The following is a 24,631-nucleotide window of genomic DNA, read 5'->3' as shown; positions in this document are numbered from 1 at the left end:
CCTTAAGCTTTACTATCAAATAATCCATTGCGCTTACTGCCTGGATACTGATTCATCGGATGCTGATAGACAAGATCCTCATTCGGGTCATCCATCATCAGGCTGATCGAGAAATCCAGAAAAGACAAGGATTGATTAATTAATTGCTGATTCAAGGCACTAGCTTCCTTAAGCTGGGCCAACACATCATTGAGCTGGGTATGAAGCTGCAGCAGCTGCGCTTTAATTTCCGGATTAGCGACGGAGCGAATAAGTTCTGCCAAAATGCCGCTGCGAATTCTAAACCCAATATCTTTAAAATAACGGGAAGTAAGCTGAGTACGCATACGTTCAAGCTCTTCCGCTTTCGCAACAAGCAGCTTCTGCTTCTGGGTGTGTACATTTAATTGCAGAACATCATTCTGAATAATCATGTCCTTCTTACTCAGTTCAATTACCAGAAGTGAATGATACAGCTTTAACTGCTGCTGCAGGGTATCTGCAATTAATTCAAGAGACATCTCCGTTCACCCATCCTCATTCACTCGGATTGTTGTCGAAATAAGGAAGCAGTTTCTCAGCCAGCTTGCCCGAATCAACATGATACGTTCCAGATGCTATGGATTGCTTCAGGCTCTCAATATGCTTTGCGCGTTCAGGACTGTTCATCTGACTCGTAGAGAGCATCTCCTTGGCAGCGGCTGAGATCTGCACCTCATCCTTCCTCTGCTTCTTATTGGCGTTGTTCACTGCCATTTCGTTCTTCTTCTGGTACTGGTTAATCGAGTGGATACGACCAGGTTCATTTATCTTCAATTTATTCACCTCATTTATTTGGACACATGCTAATAAGCCGATAACCTTTAACAGTATTATCGGCTTATTCCCCAAGAAATTTATAGTTATATCGACGATTGACAAATATTAATAAATTCTAACGATCCTTGTAGCGATCTATACCTTTGTAAATGTTCTGGTTAGCCTTCTGCGCTTCCTGCTCTTCCGCCCTTCTGGTATCCTCGTTGCGCATTTTCCCAGTATCGCTAATTAAACGCGCTCTACAGCTATCGCACATATTGTTTTCCCGAATCAGGGTACCGCAAACTTCGCATGGATAAGCCATATTAGGCGCATTCATAATGGATATACGACCTTCTTTGACAAACTTCGTAATTTGGCGAATACTTACCCCTGTTTCATTGGACAAATCCTGTATGTTCGCTCCTTTATGTTTACGCAAATAATCGGAACAAAGCTCATACTCTTTATCTATTTCTTTAATGCAAGCCGGACAGACGTCACGAAAGTTCTTGGAGAACAGCTTGCCGCAGCGTGGACAATTATCTAAATTCATCATTAATTTCCGACCTCCCTGATCTACCTTTTGAAGTTATGATTAGCTCTATTCTAGCTGAAACAAATAATAATTTCACTAGTAATCTTAATGAACTGGAAAAAAGTGATAGTTAAAATCATGATCGTGCCCATGTTAGAGCATAGATATCCATTGGGGAAGTATCTGCTTTTTGGAGCGCCTCTGCACAGGCCTGAATGGTGCTTCCTGTTGTATAAATGTCATCGACCAGCAAGATTCGTGGAGCTCCGCATTCCTTTCTTCTATTATGCATTAATAAAAACTGTTTCATAGAACCAGCTCTTACAGCAAAAAGACTGTTCATATCTCGCATACGTGCTGAACGAGTCTTAAAGCTTTGCTTCTCCGAATGTCTTAGGCGTACAAGCAAATGACACAGAGGAATCTCGGTATTCTGGGACACCATCACAGCCAATTTTTCCGCTTGGTTAAAACCGCGTTCCTCAGCCCGCTCGCTGCTAACAGGCACGTAAGTTATCGCATGCCAAATTTCAGACCATGGGCTACCAGCACGGATACCAAGCCTGCCTGACAGTTCACGGGTCATTTCAGCGAGCGGATGCAGCAGCATTTCTCCCAAATAAGGTGCCAACGTTTCATTCCCCCGATATTTATATTTAGCCAAAAGCTCCCGCATTGGCTCGCTGTATTGCACAGCGCTCCTATTGAGCACAAAGGCTGTATCGCTGCGTCTTATGCAGTCGGGGCAGACTGCCCCCCGTCCGCATATTCGGCATTTCACCTTGTAAATCCAAGGAATGTCCGCCAAACAATTTCTACATAACGATTTTGCAAAAGATGGTGACAGCGAGCCAAGTGGCGCTTGCTGCGCAGATAATTTTTTATGTGATAATGACTTTGCGGTTTTGCCGCATAGCGGACAAAGCTGGGCTGATGGACCAAGCAGACCCAACGTAGTTCCCGCATATTTTACGACCTGCTGCCTTAGATGATAGAATGTGAACCCGTTCACGTTATAGTAAGCCTCCTTATTAGAGTTATAGAAGCATAGTGAAAAGGGCGAAGCGGCAATAAAGGGTAGAGCTGGAGAAGCTGAAGCTGCTGATACAGTTACTACGGCGGCAGCTACTTAAATTTTTCCCTATTGTGGCTCATTTCCGGAAATTCAAGAGTATAAATGCCGATTGTGAGCCAGAATTTTCATACAGCGAATTCGCTTTCTCACTACGCTTTTAAATAACACCGCAACTTTATGGAGGCCACCGTTCACACCTAAATCGGCCTAAAATAGCCTTTAGCCCGGGCGATACGATTCATCTTTTTAATATGATGGACAGCCATCATCTGGGATCGAGTACGCTCTTTTGCACAAAAAATAACGCTGCCGTTTGGGTCATCGCTGGATCTTCCAGCTCTTCCAGCCATCTGCACGAGCGAGGCCTCATCAAATAACTGTCCATCTGCATCCAAAATAAAAACATCGCTTCTTGGGATCGTTACCCCGCGCTCCAAAATTGTAGTCGTCACCAGAATACGAATAGCCCCGGCTCGAAAACGCTGAACCTTCTCGACCCGCTCCGGATCCTGCGAAGAAGTTCCAGCTACTTGGAGAAGGTTAAGCGTCGTCTGCAGCAGCTGAGCCATGCGTTCGACTTGCGAAATTCTCTGCACAAAGACAAACAGCTGTGCGCCTCGTTCCAAGGAACAAAGCATCGCGACACGAAGCCGCCTTGGAAGCTGGCGCTTGTCCAGCATTTGACCTACGTTAGGTGTACTAAGCAGTCTCGGAACAGGAAGCGAATGGCGATGAAACCGTACAGGAACTCTCGCATGGGCAAGCCTCCCCCGCCGTGCCAACTGCTGCAGCTCCACTGGAGGCGTAGCAGAGAGCAAAATTCTGTAGCCTGTTGGCGCACAGCTTTTGTCCGCTGCGTAATGGAGCTGGGGATTATTATGATACGGGAACGCATCCAATTCATCCAAAATGACCAAGTCGAAGGCATGATGAAATCTCAGCAGTTGATGGGTTGTGGCGAGCGTAATATCGCCTGGCTCCCACCGCTGTTCGCTGCCGCCGTATAGCGTGACTACGCTGTATTCAGGGAATGCCTTCCTGATACGCGGGTTTAGCTCCAGCACGACATCCCTCCGCGGCGTTGCTATTAATGCTTTTCCCCCGCGGAGAAGAATCGACTCGACAAGAGGAAAGGTCATTTCTGTTTTGCCGGCGCCAGTGACCGCCCATAGCAAGAAGCTCGTTTGATTGGCGTCAAGCGTGCGGGTTGGAGCAACGCGAGACGATTCAGTCGAGTGGCTTGGAGCAGGACGAGACGGTTGTTCTATAAAATGAAGCGCGGCCTCTGCCGCCGCTGCTTGAGCAGGGCTCAGCCCCCAATGCGCGAGACGCTGTTTTTGGGGCGGCGATTGGCTGGAGCTGCTGCTGGTAGCGCCAGCAGCTCCTAATAGCAGCAGCTCGCATTCGCGGCTGCGCCCCATTGTGAGGCATGCGGTGCAATACGCGCATGCCTCTCGCCCGCAGGCTGCACAGGGTGTCCTGTGCAGCTGCTCTTCTCCGCTGCCGCAGCGCAGGCAGCGAAGCCCGCGCTGGGCGCGCTGTGGCCAGCCTGCTTCGCGGCTGGCCCTCGCTGTTGATACAGCGCTGCGCAGCTGTATCAAGCCCAGCAAGGACGCTAGCTGCAGCGCAGCGTCCTTGTCCAGGGTCGGGACAGCGCCTGCGGCAGCTGTCCCTTCAAGCAGTGCGTGCGCTTCGCCGCGCAGCAGCGCACGGCCTTGCAGCGCCGCTGCCGCCAGCTGTGCGGCGGCGGCAAGCGCCTGTACAGGCGCGCGTTCCACTCCGCGCGCCGATCCACCGCGCTCGTGCCGATCCGCAGCGAGCGCTTCGCGCATGTCCAAAGTGGACATCCCCTGCCCCGTCCACCAATTCAACTCATTACGCGCTTGGCTAATTATTTCGGCCAAACGACCCAAAGCCAGCTGATCGTCCTCCCTTTTTCTACCCTCCTCCCTGCCCTCGCCAGATCCCTTCCTTTTCCTGCTCCATAGTCGCCTTCCCCGTCTCCCTAACCACTTGCCAAAAATATTTACCGTTCTCTCTCCAATACTTCTCACTATTCCCATGTCTATCCACATATTTGTTTCATTTGCATTAAAACGATCAGCTATTTCCATTGCTATACCGAGAGGAATCGATTTTTTCCATAAAAGCAGCTTCTCTGCATTCTCCCAGAAGGAGGCATCAACCTCGGGCTTGATGGTCACTTTACATGTCCAATACTCGGATTGCAGCATAATATAGATGTAGGCTTTAATACAACGCATCCCCTTTCCGAATGAAACGCAAAAAAGCACACCTCAACAACGCCTAAGCGTTATCAAAGATGTGCTTCATCTTTATCTATTTGAACTGCAGGTTTTACTTGTTCCGTGCTTTATGCCACCGTACTGGAGTAAATGTACGAACAGCCTTCCGTTTCGATCCTGTTGGTTTGTTATAACTATAATGGATTACCTGCCTTTTATCAATGTCATCCAATCTTCGCTATCACTTTGCCCCATGAGCTTTTCAGCTTTTCTTGGCCTCTTCAACCTTTCAGCTCTTAATGCCTGTATGAGTCCCTCACTATCTCTATCTTTTTACCTCTTTATCTTTACCTTTCAATTCCTTACTTCCTTTTCTTACTCTCTCCACCATTCCACTCAAAAAGGAATCTTCGATAAATCCTCCGGATTTTGCAGATCGATGACGACGGGGTATTCATTTTTCGTTACTACTCCATCTGCTTGCAGTCTCCACAATAAGCTGGAAGCTGCTTGCTCCTGCTTTTTTCGCCCACCCTTAGAAGCATTACTGGACTCCGGCTCCACTAGTCCCTTTTTTGCTTCAGAGCTCCATTCCTCTTCTTCTTGCCTGTGCTTGTTTAAATGCTGCTGCAGCTCCGGCTCGTTCGCTCGCCCTTCCTTCAATGGCATAGGCCTTAACTCGCTTCCATCAAACCGTTCTACGTAAAGGTTTACTCCTCCGGCTGTACGGTTCAATCGCTGTATAATTTCCCTTGTTTGCTCGCTGAGACCAGCATCTACGACAGTCAATTGCACATCTATGCCCATCCAGCGCGAGAACGAGAAGAAGGAGCGAATCATCCGTTCCATATTAGAATGCTGGCGACTGGCAAGCAGCACATAATGTTTGGCGGAATGCTGCCGATGGCGTTTCAAGCGGTAAACTGCATGTACCAGAAAGCCGGCCAGCACATAGCAGCCCACGACTATTAAAAAGATTTTGATCATGGCACCGCACCTCCTAAAAATAATCTAAAGCTTGTTTCCTTTTTCCCGTCCAAGTTCCAGACAGCACACCCGTCATCATACTCAGGCTACCCAACTAACCGCTCTGCTGCTCCCAACCTGTCTTGTTCTGCATTATATGCCTGCGGGCGCCCAGTGGTTCCAACATCGGTGGACAAGCGCACAACTCCTGTCGAAAAAAATAACGCCCTGTGTGGAAGCTTCAATCCTTTTTTCCATAAAAAAAGCTCCCAGCCATATTACTATGGTCCTGGAAGCTCTTCTTTCCTGCCTATTTAGTTGTTCCTTGTATCATCTTTCGTTTCTGACGCTTGATTCATCTATTAAGAAGCTGCTGCTTGCTCGCAAAGCATGGTCCTTTGGACACCTTTAGCAGCACTATGTAGCCCACTTTCTCTCACTTTAGGTCAGAACAGTTACAGCGTAACCCAGCCGAACTTAATGGAGTTGATAACGGCTTGCGTACGATCATCAACTTCCATTTTTTGCAAAATGCTGCTGACGTGGTTTTTAACCGTCTTTTCACTGATGAACAGAAACTCGCCGATGAGCTTGTTACTTTTGCCCTCAGCCATCAGGCGCAATACTTCGGCCTCACGTCTTGTTAATGGATTGTCATCGCCAGCGACAAATTTCACTCCTGGCTCTTTCGCTGCTGCCGCACCAGACACGACTCCCATTTCATCCAGATAAGTCATGCGTCGCAGCTGGTTGATCAGCTTGCCTGTGACTTTAGGATGAATGTAAGCATGTCCGTTAACGACGGAACGTATAGCGTTAATGAGGGCCTCCGCTTCCATATCCTTCAACAGGTAGCCTGTCGCGCCTTTACGAAGCGTCTCGAACACATAGCTCTCATCATCATGAATCGACAAAATAATGACCTTCACATCTGGGAAAATCGTCTTAAGCCGCTCAGTCGTCACGACCCCATTTTCAATCGGCATATTGATGTCCATCAGGACGATTTCTGGAATTGTATGGTTGCAAAATTCAAGCACCTGGATGCCGTCACCGCATTCGCCAATGACCTCCAGGTCCTCCTCCATATTCAAGATACGTTTCAATCCTTCACGAAAAAGCTGATGATCGTCAGCAAGCAAAATTTTAATTTTACGTTTATGATTAGATGCGCTTTGGTTCATTCGTCATCTTACTCCTTTCTATTCTCCGCTGTAATAGGGATTTTAAATATAATCTTCGTGCCTTTTCCTAAATTTGAGTCTATGTCCATCTTCCCTTCCAAGAGATCAATCCTTTCCTGCATGCCGACTAACCCAAAATGCGAGTTGTCTCCGTTATGCACCTGAATAAGCTCTTGTTGGAATCCACTACCATTGTCGAATACGGTGATTGTAACTGAATCTGAGGTATAAACCATGTCTAGAGTAACGTAAGAGGCATTAGCATGCTTAAGCGCATTGGAGTAGGCTTCTTGGACCAAACGGTAAATAGCAGCTTCCATGGCGGAAGGCATTCGAATCTCTCTGCCCGTAAGATCAAATACAGTATGTATTTTTGTTTTTTCTTCAAAGTCCTGTACAAACTTGCGCAGCGTGGGTACAAGTCCCAAATCATCAAGCGCCATTGGACGAAGGTTAAAAATAATTTTGCGAATTTCCTCGAGTCCTAGACGAACTTGACCCTTTAAATCTACTAATTCGTCCTGTACTAGCTGAAACTCCTTCTTTAGAAACATTCTTTCTGCAATTTCCGTACGCATGACAATATTTGCAAGGGATTGCGCCGGTCCGTCATGGATCTCACGGGCTATACGCTTGCGCTCTTCCTCTTGGGCTAAAATAATTTTCAGGCCAATCAGCTGCCTTGTTTTCGCGGATTCTAAAATACGCGTGACCTGATTGAGGTCGCCCGACAAATATTCCAATACGACATTAATTTGCGAAGCGATCATCTCTGCACGCTCAATCGAGGATTCTACATTGCGCACGCGCTTTTGCAGATCATCGCGTCTCGATTTTAAATACGTTTCCTTCTCGCGGCAAACCATTAAATCGAGCTGGATCTGCGTCGCCTTCTCATATGCGGATTTAATATCCTCTTCCTTGTATCTGACGAAATCACGGCTAACTTCCGTTAGACGTATTCTCGCCTGCCGGTAATCCAGCTCAAGCTGATCGACTCTCTCAATCGTTCTTACCGTTTCCTGAATAACCACTTCGAGCTCCTGCTCGAGTGATTCCAGTTCAGCGCGTGCAGCCTCGCAAATTTCAAAAATCTGAAATTTGCTGTCCTCCATGACCTGCGTCGCATTGGTAATGACACGGTTAATATCTAAAATATGTTGATCCATAAAAAATCGGCAACCTTTCCAATAGAAGGTTCATTTAGACTATCATAACACAATTGCATAGTCCGCCGCCTCCTTGGCCATGAACTCTAGCTGCCCGAAGCTTCGGGAACGAGAGGGAATAGAGGAAGGAACGCCCATATATTCCGGGCACAACCTCCTATATTTTTGGCTCTCGCTCCTGCAATTCCGGCTATAGCTCTTCCCTAGTTAATGGTGATTTTTTTCGTGCTATTATCAAAGCCTACCTTAAGTCCTAGCTGCTCCGAAAATAGTCGAATGGGAATGAGCGTCCGATTGTTCCGCACAATAGGCGCAACCTCTGTCGTAGAACGCTTGCCATTCGCCACGATTTCTTTTTTACCAATAACCATCTCAAGCAAATGGGCGCCATCAAATACCGTCACCCGGTTTAGCTTATTGTCCCATTGCAGATTGGCTCCAAGCGCTTCGGATACGAAACGGATTGGAACGTAGGTTGTGCCCTTTAGCGTAATAGGCGTCACATCAAGCGCTGTCGCCTTGCCTCCGATGGAAGCAGCTTTGCTGCCAATCGTCATGACAATGTTTTTCGCTTGGGAAGACACTGCTTCACCTGGATATTGCAGCTTCATATTGTCAATGCCGATCGTTCCGCTTGCCGCACGCTCATCCGCGCCCTCCGCAATGGTAACGACGTACACCCGTTTCAGCTTGACCGGATATTTCATGCCATAAGACGACAAGTCAGCCTTCACCGTCTTCCAGCCGCTCCAGTTGAGCTGCTTCGCCACGTCCACCAGATGCGATTTGCCATCAGCATCGGTAAATTCCGCCCGCAGCCAGTTCAGGCTCTTATCGCTATAAACATCAAGCGTCATGGCAGTAGGCGAGCCTTCAATCGTTTTGCCGGTAGTGCCGTTAAACACAGCATAGACCGCCTTTGTCCCTGTTCCTGCGCTAAAATCGTACGTCAGCTGCAAAGCTTTAGCCGATGTCTGGCCTGCCAGATCACTAGTCAGCTTGACGCTGCCCTTAGTCGTTGCGGACGGAGTGAGCTGCGTCGAAATGCCATAGTTCACATTTTCAAAATCCTCAAGCGCCTTCTCCGAGCCTCCCTGCGTAAGCGGGAGCATAGTTGGATAGCCGTCATAACGGCCGATGGCATAGCCTGTCGTTGCGCCGTCATTAACTGATTGTACAGTAAGCGTGTCACCCGATACTTTGCCGGTAAAGCCTACAAACTCCCATTTAAGCGAATCGCCGGACAGCTTATAGCTTTTGCCATTTTTCAAGGTCATCGTTATGGGCACCGAGACGGTTGCTCCTTTGGAAAGCATGCCTGCTGCACTGTCAATCGTCATCGACGCAATTTGATCTTGTCCGACAACATCTACCTTGTATGTAGCACTCGCTGAGCCCGACTTGACGCTAACTGTCGTGGAGCCCGCTTTTGTCGCCGTAAAGTCCGCGCCCTTGAAGGTGCCGATCGCAGAGGAGCTGCTCCATTTGGCATTGGTGCCGTCAACCGCTACCGGGTTGTAATACGTATCGTACCCTTTTACCGTAAAAGTCGCCTGCTGCCCAATAAGCAATACATTCGTGCCGCCTACTGTAATGCCCTTGACATCACCTTTAGGCGCTGTCGTAAATACGCCAATTCCACTTGCGACGCTGCGCATCGTCGTGCCATACGTCGTAGAATGAGCCGATTGCAGGGCAAACTGCCCAAGCGGACGCTCGATCATCGTTGTTGAACCGCCGCCATCCAGATTCATGCCTTTATAGACGCCCAGCTTCACCATAATCTGCTGCAGCTCCGCCAAATTCACGCCCTTGCTGTCTCCGTACTGTTCGCTGGTAATCAGATATACCTTCGTACCGTCCTTGGAATAGCCTACGGCTGAACGGGAAAGATATGCCGCTCCGCTAACACCTGTAATGCTGCGCGAGAATGCCGATGCTACCCCATTATTAACCAGAATCGTATGACCGCTAACCATCATTTCGAATTGATTAGGATCTACTTTGCTTCCAGTCGTTTGGGAGACTAACGAGTAGTCCGATTTCAGCTTGTCTCCGACCTTGATCTCGGCGCGGATGAATTTAGCTGCCGTACCGTTGGCGCGTAAAATATATCCGTCCTTAGGCGCAGCCATCGTGAGCGCAGTCCCATCGGAAATCTGCTCGACAACGCCATTGCGAACAAACACTTCAGTCGGCAATGCCGCAGAATTTTTTGGACGCTCCGATCCTGCCCATGCACTTGTATAGATATACATCGTGTTGGCGTGGCTGTAAGTGGAGTCTCCGCTATCCGGCGTATAAGCCGACTGGTTAATGCCAGAAAGGGCAAAGGAAGATCCGCTTGCAGACGTTACCGTTCCACTGAAGCTGTAGCTGTCAATTTTCGGCTGACGGTCCTTCGTTACTCCAAAAGCATACATGCCTTTAATTTGCATCGGTGTCGTCATGAGCGTTCCGCTAGTAATCTGCGCCCCCATCGGCGAGCCTTCGCCTGTTGTCACGTAGACGTCGCCGTTAATGCCGGCTACCGCTCCACTTGTTTTCGCCATATTCAAAATCGTATCGCGATCGCCGATCGTATTGTTTTTGCCGCTTAAAGCATTCAATTGCACATATTTATTCGTGAGATCGACTTCAATGACGTGGACGTTCGCTTGCGCTGTTCTGCCGCTGCGTGTTGTCGTCCAAAGATAATCGATTCGTTTGGCGCCTGATGTAACGTAGGACTGCAGCAGCTGTTTAAGCGTTCCGCTGCTCGCTGCTGCGGCCGTTTCTATTTTTAACATTTTCCAGCTTGCCGGAGCCATTTCTGAAATTGGATGCAGGAGCAACGCTCCTCCGATTATGACAATAGCTACCTTTTTACCTATTCCGCGGTTACCTTGGTCGTATCCTCTTACTAACTTGCGCATTATTTTTGCAACTCTCCCATCTCAGGCCCGCCCCATCCATGCTGAAAATATGGAAAAAGGAATGGCGGCAGCAGCCTAATCTACTAAGCCTATTAAATATAGACTATAAAGAGGTGCAAAAAGTTCCGCTAATCTTCCGATTTTTGCGAATTTTGTCGTATGGCAACAGCGTTCGTCTCTGATCCTGCTTCTTGCTGTGAGCGCCTGTCGCTGCGGCATCAGTCCTCTCTCCAGTGATTTCATCACCAAATTGGTATGGAGCTATAGAAAAAGCCCCGTACAACCTTTATGCAAGGTGTCCCGGGGCTGGTACCAATTTACTACGTGTTTAAAAATTGAATATGCTCTAATAAACGCTTGATCATGACGACTGCTTCTGCCCGGGTTGCATTCGTCAAAGGACTAAAGGTTTTTGTAGTCTTACCGCCGATTACGCCGGTATAAATCGCTTTTGCCGCATCCGTACGCGCCCATGAGCTGATGCTGTTACGATCAGTAAATGGCTGCAAATACGTAGAGGCTGAAGATGGCAGTTGAATGGTGGCGCCAGCTGCACTTGCTGCGCGCGTCATCATTGCCGACATCTCCTGGCGTTGAATGTATTTATCTGCTTTGAACGTTCCGTCCGTATAGCCAAGCACGATGCCTGCTTCCGATGCCGCTCCAATATACGCCGCAAGCTCGCTGCCTATATTAACGTCCGTATATTTGGAAGCCGCTGCCTTGTTGCCTTGAAGCCCTAATCCCTTCGCAATATAAGTTGCGAACTCTCCGCGGGTAATAGGCTTGTCTGGAACGAACTGGTTACCTGTGCGCGCTGCAACAATATTTTTGTTGGCAAGCGACTGCGCAGTTGGGCCAGCCCAATGATTGCTAACATCAATAAGGCTGACGGAATTGCTAATTAATGCAAAAGCGCCGATGCTTTTGCTTCTAAAGGTAGCGACCGTCTTGCCGCTCAACGTGGAAAACATCGTCGGTACATAGGTCAATGCACCCGCAACAGGGTCAACCCGTACGATTGCCGTATTTTTCTTCGTGACGGCCAAGGATGTGTCCACGCTTAAAGTCGCATAGCTGTTAAGCTCTGTAATCTCGCTCTTCATTGTACCACTAACCGCATAGAGCTGAAAATGTACAATTCCCGATAATAGCGAGATCGTTGATAGATTCAGCCTATTCGTCAGCGCTGTCGTAAGTGATGTCGTACCAAGCTCGATCTCAATGAGCAGCTCGCCCGTTGAGCCTACGATGCTTGTAAGCTTGGAATAGTTCAAGGCACCCAGCGGAATTTCATACGATGTTCCATTATATTTTACGACAAACGATGGATTCGTATTGATAGAGCTCGCATTCAGCAGCGTCGATAGCGGCACGGCTACGACAGCCGCATTTTCAGAATTCGGAATTTCTACTATAATTCGCGCTTTCGTAAGACCAGCTGTTCTTGCCGCTTGGTAGGCCGGAGACAGCTTTTCTGCTGAAATAGAATATTTCACTGATGATTTTCCCGATGCGGTCTGATAGGAAGCCTTCGTAAAAGCACCGCTCGTCATTAGAACACCGCCATCGGACGATTGGGTAAACTCTCCCGGAATCAAATCAATGATTGACGAGCTGTTCGTGACAGACTGGCTCAGTATATTCTCAATGATTTTGCCCGATGAAGTACGAAGCGTCGTTCCAGAAGCATAATAGCTAAAGGTTACCGTACTCGTCGAAGCAATCGCCGTTGCGAGCGTCAGCGTAACGGTAGAGCCACTAATTGACACGCCGGACACTGTCGCCGTTGAGCTTCCCGCCATAACGGAAAATTGTGTTGTATAAGGCACATAGGAGCTATTCAACGTTTCTCCGAATGTAAGCACCAGAGAATTTCCCTTAATGACTGCCGAATACAGCGAGCTGTTTGCAGATCCCATAGATGCTTTTTGTGTTGAGAAGCTTGCTGCCGCATTACCGGCCAGATCCACTACTCTTGGTGAAGATACATTATACGATACATAGATCGTATCACTTGAGCTGATGGGCGAGCTTAGTGTGAGCAGCACTTGGCTGCCAGAAACAGAAATTTGCACAATCGAACGGAGGCTGCCATTCACGCTGACTGTATAGCTGCTCACAGGCGGAATCGCGCTCGTGCTTAAGCTCTCGTTGTAGCTCAGCGTAATGGTGCTGCCGCTGGCATATACGCCTTGCAGCGTTGGAGCTGTCACATCAACTGTATTCGTAATGTAATAGCTGCTAAAAGCGGCCACACTGGCTCCATCCGCGCTTTTAAGCGGATAACTGCCCGGTGTGTAAGAGACACTAACGGACTGATTGGAAATCGTCGCATTTACACTCATCGTGACAACCGAGCCATTAATGTTGATAGCTGTTGGTGTATAGGAGGCACCGCCAATATTGACGCGGAATTGCTGATACGCCAAATTATTGACAGAAGCCAGCGTTTTATTAAACGTGAGCGTAACAACGCTGCCTGTTGCCGTACCGCTTGAAAGCGTTGGCGCTGTCGCATCTACTGCAAATGCCACGTCCTGATTCGCAATGCTTACCGCCTGATTGCCAACGAGATCCTGTATGCCGCCAGTTGTCGTCGTAGGCTTGGAATAGGACAGCTTGACCGTCTGAATATTAACGAGCGTTCCTGCTAACGTCAGTGTAACGGTATTTCCGGACACAACAGCCGAAAGCAATTCGCGCCGCTCGCCATTAACTGTAATATAGAAGCTGCTTAAGGCAGGGACAGAGCTTGCTTTAAGATCCTCATTAAAAGTCATGATGATAGTGGAGCCTCTGGCTTCCATCTTGCTGACAGCAGGAGGCGTCGTATCGACACCTATCGTTTTGAAGGTCCATTGATAAGCATTCTGAATTCCGAGAAATGCATTATCCGACAGATCGTAAACAGCCGTTGGACTAATTTCGATATAATAATTCGTGTTTGGAGCCATCGTCGTTCCCGCTGGGAGCGTAATGACTAGTTGACGGCTGTTGTGTGGATCAATGTAGAAATTAGCCGGAATATCGGCTATGCCAGTCGCCGGTGTGACCGGTCTAATCGTAATCGTACCCGTCCCTTTTACAATCGTCTCGCTGAAAATAGCGGAGAAATACGCATCTGTAAGTACATTTTGCGTATTATTAACGGCATGTTGCGACTCAATCGTTGGCCTTACCGTATCTTGAGTCACCCGGAACGTCCAGCCGTTCGCCGCAATTCCGGCGAAATAGTTCCCCGCCGCATCACGGAAAGATCCGCTGCCAATGACCACATAATACTGCGAGTTGTTAATAAAAGCTTTATTCGGGTTAATCGTAATTTTGCTCGTTCCGCCACCCGTTACATAGCTTGAAGTCACGGGAATAGTGGCAAATATCGTATTGTTCGAGTTGCGAATTTCTATATTGCCTGCGCTCGGATAAACCGGCTCCGTAAAGTTAATTTCAATGCCGGAGTTAAGCATACCGATTGCAGCTGTATGTGCAGGATAAGTGCTCTGCAGCCGCGGCGGATCTGTCTCGTCGCCAGGACTCGTCGTAAAGCTCCACGTAGCGGCATTGGACACACCTTGGAACCAGTCTCCGGTCGCACTGTCTGTAAAGGCTCCTGCATCGATTAAAATATAATAGCGGGTGTTCGCGAGCAGCTTCGGAGGCGTAAAGGTAACGGTATTTCCGCCGCTAATGACGACACGGGAAGTATCCGTTGCCTGGTAGCGGTCCGCATAGTTATCGTTTACACGAACGAGGCTTATGTATTTTCCAGCATTCGCTGTCACATTTTTATCAAAGCTAATGCTAAAAGAGCTGTTTACTCCGACAGAAGTAGCGGAATTTGCAGGCGCTAGGCCCGTCGCATTAACTGGCGCAGGCGCGGTTGTAAAGCGCCATGTCGTCCCGCCATAGCGATTGCCTGAGCTGTCTTGAATCACGTGATTCGGTATCGTTACCGTATAGGTCGTGTTCGGATAGAGCGCTTCAGTTGGCTTAATCGTTAAGGTTGAGGTGCCACTGCCTACCACCTGCGCGGAATTGACCGCAATCTCTCTGGAATCATAAGCCGTTGCGCTTGGAGCAGATACAAGCGTAATCGCTCCATATGTCGTATATACGTTTTCATTAAATGGGAGCGTTATGGTTGTTGTAATAAGCGCTCCGCCTGATTCAGGAGCAGGCGACACCGCAGACCGCAGGTCTGGAGGTGTACTGTCCACCTGACTTACCGTTTTAAAGTTCCAATCCGCCGCATTGGATATGCCGCTAAAATTCGCACCATTGGATACATTCACAAATGCGCCTGGGTCAATAAATACATAATAATCCGTTCCTACCGCAAAGGAAGTGCTTGGCTGAATAGTAACCGTTCTGCCAGTACCATCAATGGTGACACGGCTACTTGTTGCGACATTAAACGTCTCAAATCGTGTGTTATTCGTGTAATCGTAAATCGTAATAGCGGCAGAGCCCGTCCCTTTTACTACACTCTCATCAAAGGTAAAGGACAGTGGCGCACCTAGTCCGGCATTTTCAAAATTATCAGCTGGTGATTTACTTGTAATGATAGGGCCAGAAGCTGCCGCATGCACTTCATTGGTCAGAAGGCTGCTGCTAGGCGGCAATGCAATTTGTAGCAAGAGTACGAATACTAGAAGAATACTAATTTTGTAACGACTCATTTCATTCACTCCCCAAAAATTTACACTCGTACCTTATTTGTCGGCTTATTAGTGCCGAAAATGTAGGTTTTCCGGATAATTTCCATCCATTTTGAATAAATCGTCATTTCTCATTAAAAATAGCCTGTGAATGGCATTCTCCATTGAGAAAATGCTTATTCGCAGGCTATTTATATATGAGTAAATTTTTATAGATAGACTTCTTATTCAAACAATACCCAAAACTTAAGTTATTAATTTGGATTTAATGCCGGAAGATTATTAAACCTCATTGTTATATATCGAGAGGTCCCATTGTCATAATTACGAGCATACCCTGTAACGATCAAATCATTACCTTCCCAATAGAAATATTGCAGATAATCTATATTCTCATAAACGCCTTGCGGAATTTGATAGTTCGCCAAAAGTACATTTTGTGTATTCCTTACTTCAATATTAGTTCCACTTACACGAGACACTTTATAACTTTTCCCATCTGGCCCCGAGAGCGTGCTGCCATGCATTTGAATTGTTGATACTTGATGTGAATCTGTGGCTATGATTTCGCCTGTATTCACCAAAATAGCTTTCATATTAATTTTCACATTTTCTCTAACCGTAATCGTTGATTGTTTATTTGTTTTCACCCATGCTCCTGTATCCCCAAATTGATAGTAATATTCAATATTTCTCGTATTACCCAAATTAGAAAAACTGATATATCTAATATTTGTATATGGATCTCCTTCCTTTATTACTAATCGATCTGATTTCGAAGTAATGTTTAGAAATGTAGAAGTATAAGATACCAACCCAGGCCACCTGACCCAGGCCACAAGATTATTCCCATTAAAGTGAGCACTTACTAACGAAGCTTGATCAAACCTATAATTCATATGTCTTGGAGGAATCTGTCTATCAATCCACTCAGTTCCCCCATCTCTTGTCACGAACAATTCGTCCGCATAAAAAGCAACCGTGTAAGTTAAACCATCTGGCCCCTGTACATGCAATGTTTCTCCATATGCCTGCACAGCTGCTGGACTAAGGTCTCCTTGCGTCAAACCAGTAAATGTCGCGCCTGATAAAAAAATCGTTGACGCTAAAGCAGCAACTGCTACACGCCTAACATTCTTTTTGATACTCAAAAACGTCCACCCCTTATCATATATTAAAATAAATTTTTACATTTTAAATCATAATTTCATAATATACTCGTTTAATATTCAAGTCAATATTATAAATGGATTTTTTTTAATTTATAAGATTGCTAGTATATGTATAAATTTTAATTTCATCAAATTCCGGACCCTATATTTTTCAAATCAAAGAAAAAGCCCTTCAGAAAAGTTAAGAACTGAGGTTCTTAACTTTTTTCTGAAGGGCTTTAGTTTTGAAAATATAATTAAGCCAAAGCATCTGCTTTCAGCTTATCCGCTTTGTCAACGCGTTCCCAAGGAAGATCCACATCTGTACGACCAAAGTGACCATATGCAGCTGTTTGACGGTAAATTGGGCGACGCAGATCCAGCATTTTAATAATGCCAGCAGGGCGAAGATCGAAGTTGTTGCTGATAACTTCAACCAGCTTCTCTTCAGCCACCTTACCTGTACCGTAAGTATCAACGCTAATGGAAACAGGTGTTGCTACGCCGATTGCGTAAGCAAGCTGAATTTCGCATTTATCAGCAAGTCCAGCTGCAACGATGTTTTTAGCTACATAACGTGCTGCATACGCCGCAGAACGGTCAACTTTTGTAGGATCCTTACCGGAGAATGCACCGCCGCCGTGACGTGCATAACCGCCGTACGTATCAACGATGATTTTACGGCCAGTAAGACCTGCATCACCTTGAGGACCACCAATAACGAAACGGCCTGTCGGGTTAATGTAGTATTTTGTTTCAGCGTCCAGCCATTCAACTGGTACAACTGGTTTAATAACGTGCTCAAGAATATCGCTTTGAATTTGCTCAAGGCTAATTTCCTCAGCATGCTGTGTGGACACAACGATTGCATCAACACGTACCGGCTTGCCATCCACATACTCAATTGTAACTTGAGTTTTGCCGTCTGGACGAAGATAATCCAACGTACCGTTTTTGCGCACTTCAGACAAACGACGTGCAATACGGTGCGATAGAGCGATCGGAAGAGGCATAAGCTCTGGTGTCTCGTTGGTTGCGAAACCAAACATCAAACCTTGGTCACCAGCACCAATATCTTCGTTTTCTTGTTGAATATCTTTGCCATCGCGTGTTTCAAGGGCAGCATTAACACCTTGAGCAATATCAGCAGACTGCTCATTAAGCGAAGTCAGAACCGCACAAGTGCTGGAGTCAAAACCAAACTTAGCTCTAGTATATCCAATTTCTTTAATTGTACGACGCGCGATTGCCGAAATATCGACATAATCTGCACGACTGCTGATTTCACCAATAACGAGAACAAGACCTGTTGCCACAGATACTTCACACGCTACACGTGCATAAGGATCTGACTCCAGGAATGCATCCAATACTGCATCGGAAATTTGGTCACAAATCTTATCGGGATGACCTTCCGTTACTGATTCTGATGTAAACAAATGACGACCTTTAATTGACACCCGTATCAACCTCCTACAGCTTTAGTATAAATAAGTTCATAACTTATAAACAAAAAACGAACCTTTTCCTTAGGGAAAAGGCTGTTTTACAACTCTCTAATAAAGTATGTTACCGAAAATGTCGCTTCCTGTCAATGGATACTATCCCGATGAGAATTAATTTTCAGTAAAGGTTAAATATAGCCGTTTAAAACCGACTCTGCTTGAGCTACAAGGCGTTTCGTCATTTCTCCACCAACGGAACCTGCTTGTCTTGTCGAAAGCTGTGACCAATGGACTGAGCCTGTAGTTTGTGGTACTGACCCTAGCTCGCCCGCAAACTCCGTATCATCACTAGATGATTGGGAAACATAAGAGTAAAGCCCAAATTCTTCAGCGATTTCATATTTCATTTGTTGCAGCGCTGCTTTACTAAGTGGAACGGCTACTTTATTAGATCGACTCATAATAAGAACACCTCACTGTTGAATGATGGGAGCGTGCTCTTATTTTAACCTCAAGGCATTTATTCAAGCGTATAATCTATTGTCAACTTACACAAATTATACTAAATCAGTTAACTGATTGCAGCTTATATTCACCGCGTACCAATACGGTCAACGATTTAGTGTAGCCTGCTGCTGCTGTTACTCCCCTACCGGAGCGAGGCATAAGCAGTAAATGGTTGCTGGCAATTGTATTGCCTTTCACCAAATCCTTGCCACCCGTTAAATCGACAATGCCGCTGCTGTCTGAGCTGTAGGCCACCGCCTTCCCTACGCGAAGAATGATTTCCGTTCCTTCGTCACCAAGAAGCACTTTGCCGCTAGGCACGCTAACTACTTTAAGTGATGAATCCGTATTAGATCCACTGGACGAACTGCCTGAGCCATTACCGGCCCCGCTGCCGCCTCCAGATAATTTAGCAAGCTGCTCATCTATATAGCTTTTAGTAACAACAGGATCGTCAATTGAGCCTGGAGTCGTGGACACACCGTCTGCTTCAATTGCTTTCGGATTCAAAAAACCGATGCCAAAGCCTACTAACAGGAGTGCCGCGCCTATTACCACTCTAATTGTCGTTTTTTTCAACTCTATTGCTCCTCTCAAAAAAAATCAGGTATCTTATAAAGATACCTGATTTTTCAAAAATTAACTACCTTATTTTAATTGCGATATTCAAGTAAACTATTCTTTATTGTTTGGATCAGCCCAATTTAAGTATGGCGACCATTTAATATTTTTCGATACTAGCTTCGTTTTATAACCATTAATTTCTTCATAGATATTCAACTGAATCGTTTTAGCAACGAGTTTATCCGTTACACTTTGAACAATATTAGTGTAGTTGTTGCCAACTTTCCATACATATTGCCCCGCTGTACCAGCTGTACCTTCAAGCTCAAATGGAGAATTAATCATGGATAAATTAGTTGATTGATCCTCGATGGCGAAAGTGAATTTCTTAGCACTGAAGCCTTCATAGCTAAGGTCTTTCGTTACTTGACCAGAGAAATCAACATCAATTTTATCATCAGTCAGGTAAGTAATAATATTATCCATATTAATAGTATAAGGCCCTACTTGAACTTTGCTAAAATCAGAAGTTATCGTTTGGTTATACTCTGGCAAAGCATAGCTTACAGGATTAACAAAACCCGTAATCTCAGCATCATCTTTCTTCACAATACCTTGTGCATTAAAAGCAGTACCCATTACTACCGTTGCCCCGCCTAATTCCAATTGTTTAGGAACCTCAGCAGTTACGATAATTTGCTCTTTCTTGCCTGAATTAATCAAGTTACTTGTTTTCATCAATTTGATATCGTATTTATCTCCATCAGCTGTCTTCAAATAACCAACTAGCTTGGTAGTAGCAAGTGCGCGAGCCTGTTTATTCGTAACATCCATATAAATAGCATAAAGATTGTTAGAAGTGCCCTCAAGCAGTTGCGTTTTCATCACATTCACTGTGAAATTTTCGCCGATATCATTAACATTGTTTTCACTACCAATAGCAATCGATTTCGGTACGATAGCCGCAGGAGTCTTCAATGCAGCCAATTCCGTTTGCGATTCGCCAGACTTCTCAAATAGCTTGAGCTTCAAATCAGCTAACGATGTAGTTGTAGGAACCGTACCCGTATAATAAATCGTTATAGAACTTTTCGCTGGAATAGCTACAGGGTTTGTGAATGGGATGATCGTTGTTTTCACAGCTGCATTATCTCCAAGATACAATGAACCTTCGACTGCTGGGATTGGAGCTGTTTTGGAGCTTGTGTTTGTAATAACAAGCTTACCGATCAGGCTGTCTTCACCACCCCATGTGTTTCTTTGAATAGAAGCTACGTTCATTTTATAAGTATAATCATCTTTAATATATTCATAATTTGTTGCTGTTGTGGTATTTGCTGTTTTCAGATTATAACCAATTTTCGAAACAGGTAATGATAAAGTCGAAGCACTTTCACCTGACCCAGAACTAATTCCTTGTGTAATGACTAGCTTTTGCCCTTTTGTAGAAACAGATTTAGGAAGAGTAATACTTAATTTAATCTTTTCAAGAATCTTTGGACGCAATACGATAGCTTCTGCTGTTCCTGAGGTTGTCGAAGTCACTTTCATTTTATACATCCCACCAGCCGCAGACTGGGCCAAAAATTGCAAATTGGCAATCGAAAGCTCCGAACTACTCGTATTACGCATAGCAAGCTCAATATTAACCGTATTATTATCTGTGCTTGTCGACATAGTTGATTTGCTAATTCTAATATTTACAGGAGTACTATTCAACTTCACAGAGGTATAACCACCTGCTTTAACATCTGTAGAATAGTCTGATGGAAACTTGAATTGTCCTAATGTCTTCTCATAACCGGCAACGTTGAAATCAAACTTCACTACTTTAAAAATAAGCTTTGGCAAAGTCATGCTCGATGGCAGCTCACTATAAAAAGTCAATGTTACATTTGAATTTGCTTGAACAGTTTTTTTCGTTTTATCACTGTCCAGCATATACAAGGTATATTTCGTCCCACTAGTAGAAGCTAAACGGAACCAATAGTCTTGAAGATTAATAGCTTTGCTTCCCCCGTTATAAAGCGTGATCGTAAAGCTGGCCGTCTTCCCTTTGCTTGTAGACAGGATATCCGCGCTATCCAGCTTCACGTAAGAGTTACTGTTTATGTACACAGGTTTAATACTGCTTGCCGTAGAGGCCGCTTCACTCATAGGTGGTAACGTAGGGAAAACCAAAGCTACAACTAACAACATAGCTACATAAAAACGCCATTTCAATTTCGGGCTTCCAGAAACAACCGTCTGCATTAAAATATCACTCCACATCTTTTTTTATATAGACGTTCATACCCAACAAAAAGTTTCGCTGTAATGCCGAGCAATTCACCCCTCCAGAACATTTTTTTCTACTTTAATTATAACAAACTTTTATGAATCAAGTGTGAACGCAAAAAAAAAGAAACCGATGAGAAATCTCATCGGTTTCTTTGTGTTAAAGAAATATTATTTCTTTTTAACAACTACGATAGCTTTAGCAAGTTGGAAGTTGCCATAGTTCGAATCGCCAACGATAGCGATTCCGTATTTGTTAGTTGCTTCACCAAGGTGAGCAGTTACATCAGCAAAGATACCATTAGTTACAAGGGAGTCATTTGCTTCGTCGTAAACATAGATTGCAGTCGTGCTGTTAACATAGTATACAACGCCGTTAACAGTTACAGTCGAATCAGAGTTGTTTACAGCTGTCAGAGCGTTAGTAGCTGCGTACACATTAACTGTGTCATAAGCTGTGCTTGGCTCTCCAGTGTTACCAGCAACAGGGTTGCCAAGAGCATCCTTGATTACGGAGTCTTTAACTTCAATCAAAGTTCTGGAATCTTTGTTATAAGTCGAGTTACCTGCAGATACGCTAGTAACGATCGAGTTATAGATAGCAGCGCCTTCAGTACCAGTCAAAGCAACAGTCTCGTCAGTACCTTTAACGTTGATTGTGATGGAGTAGTCGTCACCGGATTTAACAGCGCCAACATACAAACCATATTTAGTTTCTTTTGCGTCAGTAGCAGATTTCTTAGTAATCAGGACATACTTAGCAAAAGTAGAAGTGCCATCAGCGATAATTGTTACTTTGTTACCTACAGCAAGGCTAGCAAGTGTGCTAGTTTTAACTTCACGATCACCAGCAGTTGCTTTGTTGTAAGTAGTAGCATCAAGAACTACTGTGTTAGCGTTGATATCGTAAGTGATTGTAGAAGTAGAAGATGCAACTTTCAAAGTAGTATCTTTCTTCTCTTTCACTTCCCAATTTTCAGTAAGCGGCGTAATTTCTTTAATACCATTGATGCTTGCATCGGAGTTTTTCAACGTCCAAGTTACAAAAGCAGCAGCAGTGTTATTGAAAGAAGTTGTACCAGTTGGTACAGCTACATCGCTACCCAAACGAATTGTTGTTTGTGGAACATTAGTGTCAGTTACACCACCGTACCACGTTTTTTCGTCTAAGCTAACTTCAGCCGTTTTGTTATCTTTAATCGAGTAGTATTTGAAAACGTCTTTGTAGTCCGAGAAAGCACCAGTTGGAGCTACTTTGTTTTGAGCATTCAGGATAACGCCGTATTTAGCATCGGAGCTTCCGCCGCTCAACAATTCAGCACCAGCAACTTTACCGTCTTTGTTCAAGAACAGTTTGAAAGTGCCGTCTTTAGTAACTTCTTTCGAACCAGTCAGATTAGCACCTTTTACACTTGCATATGTTTTACCATCGATAGTATAAACAAATGTGCCATCAACAGAGCTGCTTACAAGTGTTACTTTACCTTCAACTACGTTACGAGTCGCGATAACTTTAACTGCTACTCTGTCTTTGTTATAAACAATGTCAAGAACATCGTTTTTAGCAAGATCAGTTGCAGCTTTAGCTTCACCGTTCAGAACGATGGAAGTGGAATCGTTAAGCGAAACGGACAGATTGTCTTGTGTAAGGATACGAGCTTTAGCAGTCGAAGTTGCAGCGATGTAAGAATCAAGCAACTTGTTAGCGCCGTTAGCATTAGTTACAACTACTGCACGAACTTTACCTACAAGACCAGCAGTTACGTTAGCAGTTGTGTTGTCGTACAGGTAAACAGACACATCAGCGTCTTTTTTCAGGTTGGAATCATTACCAGCAACAGAATCGCTGTTGAAGTAGTAAACAGAGCTTGCTACAGTAGTATACTTAGTTACTGCAGTTCCGTTTTTAACTTCAACTTGTTGCGCGTTAGCGAAATCAGCATTCAGTTTACCAGTTACTACATTGTTTTCCTTTTGGTTGTCAGTGATAGCGCGAATGCGACCATCAGTATCAGACAAAACAGTTACGTTGTGAGCAAGCAGGTCAACCAGTTTCACTCCACCAGTGATAATGAAGTTAGGTGCCAAAGTTTTGGAAAGACCGTTCAACGATAGACGACCGTTGTCATCAAGAACTGCAGAAGTAACAACTTCTTCAGTAGTTGTTCCCAGACGGGAGATCAATTTTTTGCCAGTGCTGCTGTAAACTTTAGCATCAGCAATCCATTGAACCAGGTCAGTACCAAGTGCGTTGCTAACTTGTTGAGCAACAACAGCACGAGTAGCTGCAGTACCAAGAGCTAGATCAACTTTTTTGAATACGCCAACTTCTTCAGCTTTCAAAGTGACGTTATAAGGCCACGAACCAGTCAGGTTGGAATCTTGGTAACCAAGAGCACGAACCACGATTGCAGCAACTTCTTCGAACTTGATGTTAGCGTTCGGGCGGAAGTTTTTAGTACCTTTGTCACCAAGCAGCAAACCTTTACCAGTTGCTACGTTGATGTAACCAGTGTACCATTCGTTTGTTTTAACATCTTTAAATTGCGATTTAACGTTTTGCAGTGCAGTAGCAGCTTGCTCGCTACCTGTTGCGATAACGATAATTTTAGCAAGCTCAGCACGAGTGATGCTGTTGCCTGGTTTGAATGTACCGTCAGTATAACCATTGATAATTCCAAGAGCTACAAGCTCCTCAATTGCACTTTGTTCTTTCACGCCAGCTACATCAGTAGGAGTTGCAGCAAATGCTGGAACCGCTAGGGACATAACAAGGGAGAAAGATAGCACGAATGCCAATAATCTTTTCTTCATAACCTTTTTTTCTCCTCCTCTAAATTGCTTCGGTTGTTGAGAGTTTTGTTTGGAAAATGAATTGCTCGTTTCCCTCATGTGTGTGTCACCCCCTTCCCAGAGTTGAGCAGTATTTAGTATAAATAATGTCTGTCGCCATGTTTAACCCTATGTAATAACATGTCGCAGAAACTCGTAAACACGCAGAAAATTGCTAGACCTTTATACCACTATAACATTATACAATGGCATCCCCTTATCGTAAAGAGAAAGTTGAGAATTCATTCCAACTAACTCTGATATTAGGCAAGTCTAAAGAGCGATTTTTTTGGCGATTGATGTAACACCACTTAATTAGACGCA

The 24,631-nt window shown here is 45.2% G+C and carries 16 protein-coding genes; all 16 read right to left on the bottom strand.

Annotated elements, in window-relative coordinates:
• Positions 1-2: 2 nt before the first annotated feature.
• The 16 genes from WH37_RS14885 to WH37_RS14810 all read right to left on the bottom strand — a co-directional run bounded on the left by WH37_RS14885 (position 3) and on the right by WH37_RS14810 (position 24,367).
• Entirely contained in the window at positions 3-500 is a 498-nt protein-coding gene (locus tag WH37_RS14885) for a flagellar protein FlgN (RefSeq protein ID WP_046231369.1), read from the bottom strand.
• A gap of 16 nt (positions 501-516) precedes the next feature.
• Positions 517-804 carry a flagellar biosynthesis anti-sigma factor FlgM gene (flgM, locus tag WH37_RS14880; RefSeq protein WP_074905014.1) on the bottom strand — a complete coding sequence of 96 codons (288 nt, stop codon included), beginning with the start codon at positions 802-804 and terminating at the stop codon, positions 517-519.
• 109 nt (positions 805-913) lie between these two features.
• Complete coding sequence (locus WH37_RS14875) at positions 914-1,333, bottom strand: TIGR03826 family flagellar region protein (protein ID WP_046231416.1); 420 nt, start codon at positions 1,331-1,333, stop codon at positions 914-916.
• A gap of 118 nt (positions 1,334-1,451) precedes the next feature.
• Positions 1,452-1,979 (bottom strand): ComF family protein, encoded by a 528-nt coding sequence (locus WH37_RS36430; protein ID WP_231594241.1) that lies wholly within the window; start codon positions 1,977-1,979, stop codon positions 1,452-1,454.
• Positions 1,980-2,587: 608 nt separating this feature from the next.
• Positions 2,588-4,654: an ATP-dependent helicase ComFA gene (locus tag WH37_RS14865; protein ID WP_052736986.1), complete on the bottom strand. Its 2,067-nt coding sequence runs from the start codon at positions 4,652-4,654 to the stop codon at positions 2,588-2,590.
• A gap of 378 nt (positions 4,655-5,032) precedes the next feature.
• Complete coding sequence (locus tag WH37_RS14860; protein ID WP_046231367.1) at positions 5,033-5,623, bottom strand: P-loop NTPase family protein; 591 nt, start codon at positions 5,621-5,623, stop codon at positions 5,033-5,035.
• Between the two features lie 434 nt (positions 5,624-6,057).
• Positions 6,058-6,786 carry a response regulator gene (locus tag WH37_RS14855; protein WP_046231366.1) on the bottom strand — a complete coding sequence of 243 codons (729 nt, stop codon included), beginning with the start codon at positions 6,784-6,786 and terminating at the stop codon, positions 6,058-6,060.
• Between the two features lie 8 nt (positions 6,787-6,794).
• Positions 6,795-7,955, bottom strand: a complete 1,161-nt coding sequence (locus WH37_RS14850) for a sensor histidine kinase (RefSeq protein WP_046231365.1) — start codon at positions 7,953-7,955, stop codon at positions 6,795-6,797.
• 203 nt (positions 7,956-8,158) lie between these two features.
• Entirely contained in the window at positions 8,159-10,870 is a 2,712-nt protein-coding gene (locus WH37_RS14845) for a stalk domain-containing protein (protein WP_046231364.1), read from the bottom strand.
• A gap of 320 nt (positions 10,871-11,190) precedes the next feature.
• Positions 11,191-15,552, bottom strand: a complete 4,362-nt coding sequence (locus WH37_RS14840) for an Ig-like domain-containing protein (protein ID WP_046231363.1) — start codon at positions 15,550-15,552, stop codon at positions 11,191-11,193.
• Positions 15,553-15,785: 233 nt separating this feature from the next.
• Positions 15,786-16,682 carry a hypothetical protein gene (locus WH37_RS14835; RefSeq protein WP_046231362.1) on the bottom strand — a complete coding sequence of 299 codons (897 nt, stop codon included), beginning with the start codon at positions 16,680-16,682 and terminating at the stop codon, positions 15,786-15,788.
• Between the two features lie 257 nt (positions 16,683-16,939).
• Positions 16,940-18,142, bottom strand: a complete 1,203-nt coding sequence (metK, locus tag WH37_RS14830) for a methionine adenosyltransferase (RefSeq protein ID WP_046231361.1) — start codon at positions 18,140-18,142, stop codon at positions 16,940-16,942.
• A 173-nt stretch (positions 18,143-18,315) separates the two neighbouring features.
• The gene (locus WH37_RS14825) at positions 18,316-18,588 is read right to left on the bottom strand and encodes an alpha/beta-type small acid-soluble spore protein (protein ID WP_046231360.1); all 273 of its coding nucleotides are present in this window, start codon (positions 18,586-18,588) and stop codon (positions 18,316-18,318) included.
• A gap of 106 nt (positions 18,589-18,694) precedes the next feature.
• A complete protein-coding gene (locus tag WH37_RS14820) occupies positions 18,695-19,213 on the bottom strand; it encodes a hypothetical protein (protein ID WP_046231359.1) in 519 nt (172 codons plus the stop codon).
• A gap of 96 nt (positions 19,214-19,309) precedes the next feature.
• On the bottom strand, positions 19,310-21,451 hold the full coding sequence (locus WH37_RS14815) for a hypothetical protein (protein WP_046231358.1): 2,142 nt from the start codon (positions 21,449-21,451) through the stop codon (positions 19,310-19,312).
• Between the two features lie 195 nt (positions 21,452-21,646).
• Positions 21,647-24,367, bottom strand: a complete 2,721-nt coding sequence (locus tag WH37_RS14810; RefSeq protein WP_046231357.1) for an S-layer homology domain-containing protein — start codon at positions 24,365-24,367, stop codon at positions 21,647-21,649.
• Between the last annotated feature and the right edge of the window lie 264 nt (positions 24,368-24,631).

It is taken from the genome of Paenibacillus algorifonticola (assembly GCF_000971975.1).
Taxonomy (GTDB): domain Bacteria; phylum Bacillota; class Bacilli; order Paenibacillales; family Paenibacillaceae; genus Pristimantibacillus; species Pristimantibacillus algorifonticola.
Note: the sequence above shows the minus strand (reverse complement) of the source record. Positions and strands in the feature narration are given on the sequence as shown.

Bases quoted from the DNA above. Each gene is read 5' to 3' on its own strand.
- WH37_RS14885 (WP_046231369.1), bottom strand. From the start codon at position 500: ATGTCTCTTGAATTAATTGCAGATACCCTGCAGCAGCAGTTAAAGCTG.
- WH37_RS14875 (WP_046231416.1), bottom strand. From the start codon at position 1,333: ATGAATTTAGATAATTGTCCACGCTGCGGCAAGCTGTTCTCCAAGAAC.
- WH37_RS14865 (WP_052736986.1), bottom strand. From the start codon at position 4,654: ATGCGTTGTATTAAAGCCTACATCTATATTATGCTGCAATCCGAGTAT.
- WH37_RS14860 (WP_046231367.1), bottom strand. From the start codon at position 5,623: ATGATCAAAATCTTTTTAATAGTCGTGGGCTGCTATGTGCTGGCCGGC.
- WH37_RS14855 (WP_046231366.1), bottom strand. From the start codon at position 6,786: ATGAACCAAAGCGCATCTAATCATAAACGTAAAATTAAAATTTTGCTT.
- WH37_RS14850 (WP_046231365.1), bottom strand. From the start codon at position 7,955: ATGGATCAACATATTTTAGATATTAACCGTGTCATTACCAATGCGACG.
- WH37_RS14845 (WP_046231364.1), bottom strand. From the start codon at position 10,870: ATGCGCAAGTTAGTAAGAGGATACGACCAAGGTAACCGCGGAATAGGT.
- WH37_RS14840 (WP_046231363.1), bottom strand. From the start codon at position 15,552: ATGAGTCGTTACAAAATTAGTATTCTTCTAGTATTCGTACTCTTGCTA.
- WH37_RS14825 (WP_046231360.1), bottom strand. From the start codon at position 18,588: ATGAGTCGATCTAATAAAGTAGCCGTTCCACTTAGTAAAGCAGCGCTG.
- WH37_RS14815 (WP_046231358.1), bottom strand. From the start codon at position 21,451: ATGCAGACGGTTGTTTCTGGAAGCCCGAAATTGAAATGGCGTTTTTAT.
- WH37_RS14810 (WP_046231357.1), bottom strand. From the start codon at position 24,367: ATGAGGGAAACGAGCAATTCATTTTCCAAACAAAACTCTCAACAACCG.